The organism is uncultured Acidovorax sp. (assembly GCF_964021665.1).
Classification (GTDB): Bacteria; Pseudomonadota; Gammaproteobacteria; order Burkholderiales; family Burkholderiaceae_C; genus Acidovorax; species Acidovorax temperans.
This window is the reverse complement of sequence record NZ_CAXIAK010000113.1, coordinates 1-9,641: the sequence shown is the minus strand read 5'-3', so window position 1 is coordinate 9,641 and position 9,641 is coordinate 1. Positions and strand designations below refer to the sequence as shown.

Here is a 9,641-nt window from a genome sequence, read left to right as displayed (position 1 = left end):
CCCGCGACCCCCGGCGTGACAGGCCGGTATTCTAACCAACTGAACTACCACTCCTGGCAGATAGCTTTCGCTTGCATCTCAGACACAAGCCAAGCGCTACAACTTGGCGACCCTACGGGGATTCGAACCCCGGTACTCACCGTGAAAGGGTGATGTCCTAGGCCTCTAGACGATAGGGTCAAAACCTTGGAACTTACTAACCTGTGGTGGAGGTAAACGGGATCGAACCGATGACCTCTTGCATGCCATGCAAGCGCTCTCCCAGCTGAGCTATACCCCCCACTGAACTCTGAATTTCTTCAGAGCAAGAGCGTGCGGCGAACCACAAGCTTCTTGATTTGGCGGAGTGGACGGGACTCGAACCCGCGACCCCCGGCGTGACAGGCCGGTATTCTAACCAACTGAACTACCACTCCTGGCAGATAGCTTTCGCTTGCATCTCAGACACAAGCCAAGCGCTACAACTTGGCGACCCTACGGGGATTCGAACCCCGGTACTCACCGTGAAAGGGTGATGTCCTAGGCCTCTAGACGATAGGGTCAAAACCTTGGAACTTACTAACCTGTGGTGGAGGTAAACGGAATCGAACCGATGACCTCTTGCATGCCATGCAAGCGCTCTCCCAACTGAGCTATACCCCCAATTTTGACGCCAACTGTATTTCACGTCGTCGTCATCACAGCCTTGAATTATATACAGATTTTTAGCGGTTCTGCAAACGCGAGAGAACTTTTTCGCGTCCTACCAGTTCCAGCACCGCATCCACTGACGGCGTATGGGCGGTTCCCACCGTCAACACGCGCACAGGCATGGCCAACTGAGGCATCTTGAGACTGTGCGCAGCCAAGACGGTTTTAAAAGCAGCACTGATGGACGCTTTGTCCCATGCACAAGAAGCCAAAGCTTCACTCAGCGCGCCGAGCGCCGGAGCCACGGCGGGCGTCACATGCTGGGCCAACTCGGCAGCCTGGGGCTGCACGTCGCCGTAGAAGACATACGCCCAATCCGCCAACGCCACCGTGGTGTCGCATCGATCTTTGAGCAAACCGCAAATGCGCGTGCGTCGGCCGTCCTCCAGGGCTGCCCGCTCCACACCGCGCTGCACCAGTTGCTCTGCCACCGAAGCAGCCAAGGCGTCAGCCGCCATCAACTTGATGTGCTGGGCATTCACCCACCGCAGTTTGGCTTCGTCAAACTGCGCAGCGCTACGGCCAAGATGATCCAGGTTGAACCACTGCAGGAACTGCTCGCGGCTGAAGATCTCGTCATCACCGTGGCTCCAGCCCAAACGTGCCAAGTAATTGATCATGGCCTCCGGCAAATAGCCTTCGTCGCGATACTGCGTCACGGGCTTGGCGCCGTTGCGCTTGCTCATCTTCTCGCCCTGTTCGTTCAGAACTGTCGGCAAGTGTGCGTATACAGGAGGCTCTACGCCCAGCGCACGGAAGATGTTGATCTGCCGAGGCGTGTTGTTGACGTGATCGTCCCCACGAATGACATGGGTGATGGCCATGTCGATATCGTCCACCACCACGCAGAAGTTGTACGTGGGTGTCCCATCCGGGCGGGCAATCACCAGATCATCGAGTTCATCGTTGCGGATTTCAATGCGGCCCTTGACCTTGTCATCCCATGCCACCACGCCGTCTTTGGGGTTGCGGAAACGCAGGACTGGCTGAACACCTTCAGGCACGGGTGGCAAGGTTTTGCCCTCTTCTGGTCGCCAGGTGCCGTCATAACGGGGCTTTTCCTTGGCAGCCATCTGACGCTCCCGCAGGGCATCGAGTTCTGCAACGCTCATGTAGCAAGGGTACACCTGACCCTTTTCCTGCATCTGCGCCAGCACAGCCTTGTAACGATCCATGCGCTGCATTTGGTAGAACGGCCCCTCGTCCGGCTGCATCCCCAACCACTGCATGCCTTCCAGGATCACATCCACCGCAGCTTGGCTGGAACGCTCCACATCCGTGTCTTCGATGCGCAAGATGAAATCACCGCCCGTAGCCCGCGCAAATGCCCAGGGATACAGTGCAGAGCGAATGTTTCCGAGATGGATGAAGCCGGTAGGTGAAGGGGCAAAGCGCGTGCGAACGCGTGCAGAGGTGTTATCGGTCATAGCAAGTGGAATGCACAACGCCGCACTTCACGGCGCTGCTGGTTCATTGGTTTTGCGGGATCAAAGCGAAGTGGTGCCTGATCGGCCAGTCAGCAGTCAGGCCTCCTGGGCGTTTGGAAGCGCAAGGCGAGACGTATCTTCTTCGTTCTCCTCGGTTCCCACACGGCCTTCATTCAGTCGAGCAATACCTTCTGCGGTAATGTCTCCTGTCACGTAAACACCGTCAAAGGGGGAAGCATCAAACCCGGAGATCGCACTGTTGAGCGAGCCTACAGCCCGCTTCATGGCTTCCACGTCTTGGTAAATCAGTGCATCGCATCCAATCGCTTCGCGCACTTCTTCAACGGTACGGCCATGGGCTACCAGCTCTTTGCTGGTAGGCATGTCAATACCGTAGACGTTCGGGTAGCGCACGGGCGGCGCTGCACTGGCAAGATAAACCTTGCGAGCACCTGCATCACGAGCCATCTGCACGATTTCGCGGGAAGTGGTGCCTCGAACGATGGAATCATCCACCAGCAACACATTTCGGCCTTTGAATTCGCTGGCAATCACATTGAGCTTCTGACGAACCGACTTTTTACGCACGCCCTGCCCTGGCATGATGAACGTGCGGCCCACGTAGCGGTTTTTCACAAAACCTTCGCGGTAAGGAATACCCAACAGATGCGCCAACTGAGTGGCGCTGGGACGGCTGGATTCGGGGATCGGAATGATCACGTCGATTTCGTTGGGTGGCACCGTAGACACCACGCGTTTGGCAAGGGCCTCACCCAAGTTCAAGCGTGCTTGATAGACCGAAATACCGTCCAGCACAGAGTCGGGACGTGCCAGATACACAAACTCGAAAATGCATGGGTTGAGTTGAGGCGCCTCCGCGCATTGGCGGGAATGCACGGTGCCGTCCAGCGTGATGAACACCGCTTCTCCGGGCTGAATATCGCGTTCGAATGCGTGGGACGTTCCCTCCAGCGCGACGGATTCACTGCCCACCATCACGGTGCCGTCTTGGCTGCGGCCCATCGCCAACGGACGAATCCCGTGCGGATCGCGAAATGCCAGCAAACCGTGGCCGGCAATCAATGCGATCACGGCATAGGAACCCTTGATCCGCCGGTGCACGGCACGCACCGCCGTGAAGACATCATCAGGCTGCAGCGGTACACCACGCGTCGCACGCTCCAATTCGTGTGCGAAAACATTGAGCAAAACCTCCGAATCGCTCTCAGTGTTGGTGTGCCGGTGATCTGTTTGGAACAACTCCGCACGCAAAGAATGCGCGTTGGTCAGGTTCCCGTTGTGCACCATCACGATACCGAATGGGGCATTGACGTAAAAAGGCTGCGCTTCTTCTTCGCTGTACGCATTGCCCGCTGTGCGGTAACGCACCTGGCCCAGCCCCACATTGCCCGGCAGCGCCCGCATATTGCGGGTGCGAAACACATCACGCACCATCCCTTTGGCCTTGTGCATGAAAAACTTGCGGCCTTGCTGGGTAACGATACCTGCGGCATCCTGGCCACGATGCTGCAACAACAGCAACGCGTCATAAATCAGCTGATTGACTGGCGCAGCACTGACAACACCAACGATTCCACACATAGTTTGTTCCCATCCAATTGCAGTAACTTCTGCACTAAGCCAATTTCACAAGCGACCGCAAAGGGCAGTCGCTTATTCCCACGAAGGAAGAAGACTTCCGAATTCTTGTGGCAGCGCGGGCCTCAAAGACTCCAGCACCTGGGTCAACACATAAGCACCCAGGGACTCTTTCCACCACGCGTTATCGCGCAGCGGCGTGAGTCCCACGATCACAGCAACCACCAACAACAATACGCCACCGCGGACCAGCCCAAACAGCGCCCCCATACTGCGATCCGCAGGGCGCAGGCCGATTGCTTCGATCATTTTCTTGGCAAGCCAAGCCACCAAGCCAAAAACAAAAACTGCGATCACGAATACCACCGCAAATCCTGCGGCATAACTGAGCGCCCCTTCGCCCCCTGCAACGGTCAGGCGCTGACCGACGTCAGCTGCAAACCACTGGGCGGCAAAAAATGCAGCAACCCACCCGGCAAGAGAAAACAACTCAAAGATCAACCCGCGCCATGCGCCGATCAGCAAGGAGGCTCCCAAAACCACCAAGAAGATCCAGTCAAGTGCGTGCATCAATCACTCAAGGCAGCGCTTGAATCAAAGCGTCAAAATGGACGCCGACAAATCCAGCCCCTTGATGCGTGCGGCCGCCTTGTCAGCTTCAGCTCGGCTGCTGTAGGGACCTACGCGCACCCGTGTCCTTTTTCCTTCCTTGGAATCCACCACCTGGGTGTAGGTTTTCAGTCCTGCGCGCTCCAGCTTGACACGCACCTCTCTGGCCTTGTCTGCATCGGCGAAAGCTCCAACTTGAACGATGAATCGCTCATCATCGAAGCGCTCGGGCACTGCAGGCTTTCGTACATCCGCCGGGTGCTGTTTTGTAGCCGCGTCGTCAGTCCGCGCTACCGCCTTGGGCGAGTTGGCTGAAGGGCTTTTTGTCTCGGGCGCCTTGGTGCCGGCACTGGCAGCAGCCCCGGCAGTCGAGCCAGGATTCGGCTTGACCGCCGCTCGGTTACTGCCACTGGAGCTGGAGGACACCAACTCCTCGCCATCCGCCAAAGTGGAACTAGCAGTCAAACGCTCAGTACCGGTGCGGCTCTGCTGCCCCGAACGATCAGAACTAGCAACGACGGACTTGGTCGCATCTGCATCGCCAGCATTTGCAGGCACCATCAGTGGTGCAGCCTTGTTGCGATCAGGAATTTCGATAGGCACGTCCACGGGGATGGGGCGCGGCTGAGTGTCGAACAACATGGGGAACCCCACCACGCCCAACAAAACCAGTACGGCAGCCCCCATCAGGCGATGCCGTGCGCGGCGCCGCATGACCTCGATGCTTTCCGCTTGCGGAGAGCGGGAGCGTTTCGCCGGTTCTTCGGCAGAAGCGCCCTGACCGGGCCACCGAAACTTGAAAAATGCCATGGAGAGTACGACTCGTGTGGACCTTAAGCGCCCAGATGTTTGGCATTCAGGCGAGGGATTCCATTCACAAGAACCCCGCCCACCGTGTAAAACGAGCCAAAGACCACGATTCTATCAGCCGGGTCTGCAGCCTCTACTGCGGCCTTTAGCGCGACCAAGGGATCCGGATAAACGCTGGAACTCACATCCTTTCGGCCTCCCGCGACCATGTGCACGGCATTCCATTTCTGCTGAAGCTCGGCCCCTGACAACGCCCTGGGGGTAGGCAAACTGGTGAAATACCAGCGATCCACCAAGGGGCCAATCTTCCCAAGCATAGGCCCCAAGTCTTTATCAGCCATCGCGCCAAACACCGCGTGGGTGACCGGGTAGTAGCCCATGGCGTCCAAATTGGCCGTGAGCGCAGCCACAGAGTGCGGGTTGTGGGCAACATCCAGCACCAAGGTTGGCTGGCCGGGCACGATTTGGAAACGCCCGGGCAAATCGACCATGGCCATACCGTTTCGCACGGCCTGTGCGGTTACGGGCAATTTGTCTCGCAACGCTTCAAATGCCGCCAAGACACCCGCTGCATTGACCAACTGATTGGCACCGCGCAGCGCCGGGTACGCCAAACCAGCATAGCGACGGCCTCTTCCAGCCCAGTTCCATTGCTGCTTGTCGCCACCAACATTGAAATCATGACCTACGCGCCACAGGTCTGCCCCAATTTCACGGGCGTGGTCGACAACGCTTTGGGGCGCCATCGGATCACTCACGATCGCGGGACGCCCCGTGCGCATGATGCCGGCCTTCTCACGGCCAATAGACTCACGGTCCGGCCCAAGAAACTCCACATGGTCAATGTCGATGCTGGTGATGATGGCGCAATCCGCATCGATGACATTGGTGGCGTCCAGCCGCCCCCCCAAACCTACTTCAAGAATAGCAACATCGAGCAACGAATGGCTCATCAACCGCAGGATTGCCAAGGTCGTGAATTCGAAATAGGTCAGAGAGACTTCGTCCCCCCCTTGGGTGCGCGCTTTCTCCACAGCCTCGAAGTGAGGAAGAAGGTCCGCAGGACTGACAATCTCGCCATGAACCCTGCAACGCTCTTGGAAGTGCACAAGATGGGGCGATGTGTACACGCCGGTGCGATACCCCGCCTGTAGCGCAACCGCTTCCAGCATTGCGCAGGTTGACCCTTTTCCATTGGTTCCAGCCACAGTGATGACTGGACAGTTGAACTTCAACGCCATTCGGTGCGCAACCTCTCGGACACGCTCCAAGCCCATATCGATGCCGACCGGGTGAATCTGCTCGCAATGACGGAGCCAGCCTTCCAATGTGTGGGGTGTGGTGTGCATAGACCTCCGATTGTCGCCGAGGCAGCAGATCAGGCATCATTTCGCCCATGAAACAACCCCAAATTACCCTGTACGGGATTCCCAATTGCGACACTGTCAAAAAAGCCAGGGCCTGGCTTTCCGAGAGGTCTTTGGAATACGTGTTCCACGACTTCAAAAAACAAGGCATCTCGCTAGAGCAATTGCGGGCCTGGTGTGAAACGCTGGGTGTGGACCAGGTACTCAATCGAAAAGGAACTACCTGGCGCGCATTGACTCCTACTCAGCAAGAAACCGCAAGCAACTTCGAAAGTGCGCTCCGACTGATGCAAGAGCACACCAGCCTGATCAAGCGACCCGTCGTGGCGTGGAGTTCTGGGGAAGCATCCACGTTGACGGTTGGTTTTTCCCCCGTGACCTGGATGCAGCACTGCGACTCATAGAGCACAGCCCTAGCTCATACAGGATGTGCTTCGAAAAGTGCGGATTTGGGCTTGATTTACCCAACTTCACACTTCTTTTCTGAAAACTGCGGCAAAACGCTCAACGTCTTTCTGATGTCGCGCGTTGTAAAGCCGTCAAGACAGGAGTTTTCCCATGAGAAAGACAGTCATCCTCACCGCAGTAGCGCTTTGCTCCACTGCCGTATGGGCTCAGGAACAAGGACGCGTACTCTCCGCCACCCCTATCGTTCAGCAGGTGGGCGTTCCCCAGCAAGTGTGCGGCAACGAGACGGTTTACAGCGGTTCGCGTAATTCGGGCGCAGGAGCGGTCATGGGAGCCATTGCAGGCGGCGCAGCCGGCAACGCCATTGGCAAGGGAAATGGGAGAGTTGCAGCTACCGCATTGGGCGTGATTGGCGGAGCAGTCCTAGGCAACCAGATTGAAGGAAGCGGCCGCCCCCAGTACGAAACCGTGCAGCGCTGCACGACCGAAACGTATTTTGAAAATCGTACGGTGGGCTACAACGTGGTGTATGAATACGCAGGTCGCCAATACACCACTCGCACCCAGTACGACCCAGGCCAATGGATTCCTGTCACCGTCCAGCCACAGGTAGGGCAAAGTTATTCAACGCAGCCAAGCAACTATGGCGTCTATGGATCAGGAAACACCTACGCGCAACCTGGCGTGGTCACATCGACCTACCCGGCTCCTGCGGCCTACATTACCCCGCCCGTGACAGTGATTGAATACAACTACACGGATGGCCGCCGCCCCTACCATCACCACGGCAACCCCTACTGGCGTTGAGTAGCCCATAGCCGTCAACATAGAAGAGCCCCCTTTGTGGGGCTTTTCTCATTCGGCAGACACCTTTCACACCTCAGCGTCGCATCAACCGTCGTTACATGGATTGACTGCCCTAAAATCGAAAGTTGTCCTCACTTGCTCACGACCATGACCACCCAAACTCTCGACGGTGTGACCGTCAACACCCAAGCCAATGTGTACTTTGACGGTAAATGCGTGAGCCACGGCATTACGCTTGCAGATGGCACGAAGAAGTCCGTGGGCGTAATCTTGCCTTCGACCCTGACTTTCAATACAGGCGCACCAGAAATCATGGAATGTGTTGCGGGCTCGTGCGAATACAAGCTGGATGGCACGGATAACTGGGTGAAATCCACTCCCGGCGAAAAATTCAGCATTCCTGGCAACTCGAAATTCGACATTCGGGTGACCGAGTCATATCACTACATCTGCCACTTCGCCTAACCCCTCTCATCGAACCTGATTCCTCACATGGCAACCATTCTTCAACACCTTCCGGTTGGTCAAAAAGTCGGTATCGCTTTCTCTGGAGGTCTGGACACCAGTGCAGCCCTGCACTGGATGAAGCTCAAAGGCGCAGTACCTTACGCCTATACAGCCAACCTGGGGCAGCCCGACGAGCCCGATTACGAAGCCATTCCCCGCAAAGCCATGGAGTACGGCGCCGAGCAGGCACGCCTGATCGATTGCCGCTTGCAATTGGCCCATGAAGGCATTGCGGCTCTGCAAGCAGGCGCCTTCCATATCTCTACCGGCGGACTCACCTACTTCAACACGACCCCACTGGGTCGTGCGGTGACAGGCACCATGCTGGTGGCGGCCATGAAGGAAGATGATGTCAACATCTGGGGCGACGGCTCCACCTTCAAGGGCAACGACATTGAGCGTTTCTACCGCTACGGCCTCTTGACCAACCCATCGCTGCGTATTTACAAGCCCTGGCTGGATCAGTTGTTCATCGATGAACTCGGCGGCCGTGCTGAAATGTCTGCATTCATGACCAAGGCAGGCTTTGGTTACAAGATGAGCGCCGAAAAAGCCTACAGCACCGACAGCAACATGCTGGGGGCCACGCATGAAGCCAAGGATCTGGAATTCCTCAATAGCGGCATTCGCATTGTGAACCCCATCATGGGTGTCGCTTTCTGGAAGGACGAGGTTGAAGTCAAGCGCGAGGAAGTTTCCGTGCGTTTTGAAGAAGGTCAGCCTGTCGCGCTGAACGGTGTCGAGTTCTCTGATCCCGTGGAACTGATCCTCGAAGCCAACCGCATCGGCGGCCGCCATGGACTGGGCATGAGCGATCAGATCGAGAACCGCATCATTGAAGCCAAGAGCCGTGGAATTTACGAAGCTCCAGGCTTGGCCTTGTTGCACATCGCCTACGAACGCCTGGTCACGGGCATCCACAACGAAGACACGATCGAGCAGTACCGCATGAACGGCCTGAAACTGGGGCGCCTGCTCTACCAAGGCCGCTGGTTCGACCCACAAGCCATCATGCTGCGCGAAACAGCCCAGCGCTGGGTTGCACGAGCAATCACGGGTACGGTCACGCTCGAACTGCGCAGAGGTAACGATTACTCACTGCTCAACACCGAGAGCCCCAACCTGACCTACGCGCCAGAACGCCTGTCGATGGAGAAGGTGGAAGATGCTCCGTTTTCTCCGTTGGACCGCATCGGTCAACTGACGATGCGTAATCTTGACATTTCCGACACCCGCGGCAAGCTCGGGGTTTACTCACGTGCCGGCTTGCTGCTGCCAGGATCGCAAAACGATTTGCTCACCCTGACCGCCAGCAAAGATTAAAAGCTAGGCCTTATTGCTGCCTAAAGCCGTCCTCAGGGCCCAATGCCAGTCAGTTAAGAGCTGACTGGCATTTTTTTCGTTGGGAATTTGGAAG

The 9,641-nt window shown here is 57.0% G+C and carries 9 protein-coding genes and 5 tRNA genes; 4 read left to right on the top strand and 10 right to left on the bottom strand.

Annotated features, from left to right (window positions below):
- Positions 1-104: 104 nt before the first annotated feature.
- From AADJ04_RS16540 to folC, 10 genes are all read right to left on the bottom strand, one after another.
- Positions 105-180: transfer RNA gene (locus AADJ04_RS16540), tRNA-Glu, on the bottom strand.
- 24 nt (positions 181-204) lie between these two features.
- Positions 205-280, bottom strand: a tRNA-Ala gene (locus AADJ04_RS16535).
- A gap of 59 nt (positions 281-339) precedes the next feature.
- Positions 340-416 (bottom strand) — tRNA-Asp (locus AADJ04_RS16530).
- A gap of 50 nt (positions 417-466) precedes the next feature.
- Positions 467-542 (bottom strand) — tRNA-Glu (locus AADJ04_RS16525).
- 24 nt (positions 543-566) lie between these two features.
- Positions 567-642: transfer RNA gene (locus AADJ04_RS16520), tRNA-Ala, on the bottom strand.
- A 62-nt stretch (positions 643-704) separates the two neighbouring features.
- Complete coding sequence (gltX, locus tag AADJ04_RS16515) at positions 705-2,117, bottom strand: glutamate--tRNA ligase (RefSeq protein ID WP_341240281.1); 1,413 nt, start codon at positions 2,115-2,117, stop codon at positions 705-707.
- Between the two features lie 96 nt (positions 2,118-2,213).
- Positions 2,214-3,719: an amidophosphoribosyltransferase gene (gene purF / locus AADJ04_RS16510; protein WP_341240280.1), complete on the bottom strand. Its 1,506-nt coding sequence runs from the start codon at positions 3,717-3,719 to the stop codon at positions 2,214-2,216.
- A 72-nt stretch (positions 3,720-3,791) separates the two neighbouring features.
- Positions 3,792-4,286 carry a CvpA family protein gene (locus tag AADJ04_RS16505; protein WP_341240279.1) on the bottom strand — a complete coding sequence of 165 codons (495 nt, stop codon included), beginning with the start codon at positions 4,284-4,286 and terminating at the stop codon, positions 3,792-3,794.
- 24 nt (positions 4,287-4,310) lie between these two features.
- Complete coding sequence (locus AADJ04_RS16500; protein ID WP_341240278.1) at positions 4,311-5,135, bottom strand: SPOR domain-containing protein; 825 nt, start codon at positions 5,133-5,135, stop codon at positions 4,311-4,313.
- Between the two features lie 23 nt (positions 5,136-5,158).
- The gene (gene folC, locus AADJ04_RS16495) at positions 5,159-6,484 is read right to left on the bottom strand and encodes a bifunctional tetrahydrofolate synthase/dihydrofolate synthase (protein ID WP_341240277.1); all 1,326 of its coding nucleotides are present in this window, start codon (positions 6,482-6,484) and stop codon (positions 5,159-5,161) included.
- A gap of 47 nt (positions 6,485-6,531) precedes the next feature.
- Here folC and AADJ04_RS16490 point away from each other — a divergent pair, with 47 nt between their 5' ends.
- The 4 genes from AADJ04_RS16490 (at position 6,532) to argG (ending at position 9,547) form a co-directional block, all read left to right on the top strand.
- On the top strand, positions 6,532-6,906 hold the full coding sequence (locus tag AADJ04_RS16490) for an arsenate reductase (protein WP_312781853.1): 375 nt from the start codon (positions 6,532-6,534) through the stop codon (positions 6,904-6,906).
- 154 nt (positions 6,907-7,060) lie between these two features.
- Positions 7,061-7,717 (top strand): glycine zipper 2TM domain-containing protein, encoded by a 657-nt coding sequence (locus AADJ04_RS16485; RefSeq protein WP_066693128.1) that lies wholly within the window; start codon positions 7,061-7,063, stop codon positions 7,715-7,717.
- A 147-nt stretch (positions 7,718-7,864) separates the two neighbouring features.
- Positions 7,865-8,182 carry a pyrimidine/purine nucleoside phosphorylase gene (locus AADJ04_RS16480; RefSeq protein ID WP_066692272.1) on the top strand — a complete coding sequence of 106 codons (318 nt, stop codon included), beginning with the start codon at positions 7,865-7,867 and terminating at the stop codon, positions 8,180-8,182.
- A gap of 27 nt (positions 8,183-8,209) precedes the next feature.
- Complete coding sequence (gene argG / locus AADJ04_RS16475; RefSeq protein ID WP_067513225.1) at positions 8,210-9,547, top strand: argininosuccinate synthase; 1,338 nt, start codon at positions 8,210-8,212, stop codon at positions 9,545-9,547.
- Positions 9,548-9,641 lie beyond the last annotated feature (94 nt).

What these genes read in the sequence shown, in the direction of transcription:
- gltX (WP_341240281.1), bottom strand. Translation starts at nt 2,117, where the DNA reads ATGACCGATAACACCTCTGCACGCGTTCGCACGCGCTTTGCCCCTTCA.
- purF (WP_341240280.1), bottom strand. Translation starts at nt 3,719, where the DNA reads ATGTGTGGAATCGTTGGTGTTGTCAGTGCTGCGCCAGTCAATCAGCTG.
- AADJ04_RS16505 (WP_341240279.1), bottom strand. Translation starts at nt 4,286, where the DNA reads ATGCACGCACTTGACTGGATCTTCTTGGTGGTTTTGGGAGCCTCCTTG.
- AADJ04_RS16500 (WP_341240278.1), bottom strand. Translation starts at nt 5,135, where the DNA reads ATGGCATTTTTCAAGTTTCGGTGGCCCGGTCAGGGCGCTTCTGCCGAA.
- folC (WP_341240277.1), bottom strand. Translation starts at nt 6,484, where the DNA reads ATGCACACCACACCCCACACATTGGAAGGCTGGCTCCGTCATTGCGAG.
- AADJ04_RS16490 (WP_312781853.1), top strand. Translation starts at nt 6,532, where the DNA reads ATGAAACAACCCCAAATTACCCTGTACGGGATTCCCAATTGCGACACT.
- AADJ04_RS16485 (WP_066693128.1), top strand. Translation starts at nt 7,061, where the DNA reads ATGAGAAAGACAGTCATCCTCACCGCAGTAGCGCTTTGCTCCACTGCC.
- AADJ04_RS16480 (WP_066692272.1), top strand. Translation starts at nt 7,865, where the DNA reads ATGACCACCCAAACTCTCGACGGTGTGACCGTCAACACCCAAGCCAAT.
- argG (WP_067513225.1), top strand. Translation starts at nt 8,210, where the DNA reads ATGGCAACCATTCTTCAACACCTTCCGGTTGGTCAAAAAGTCGGTATC.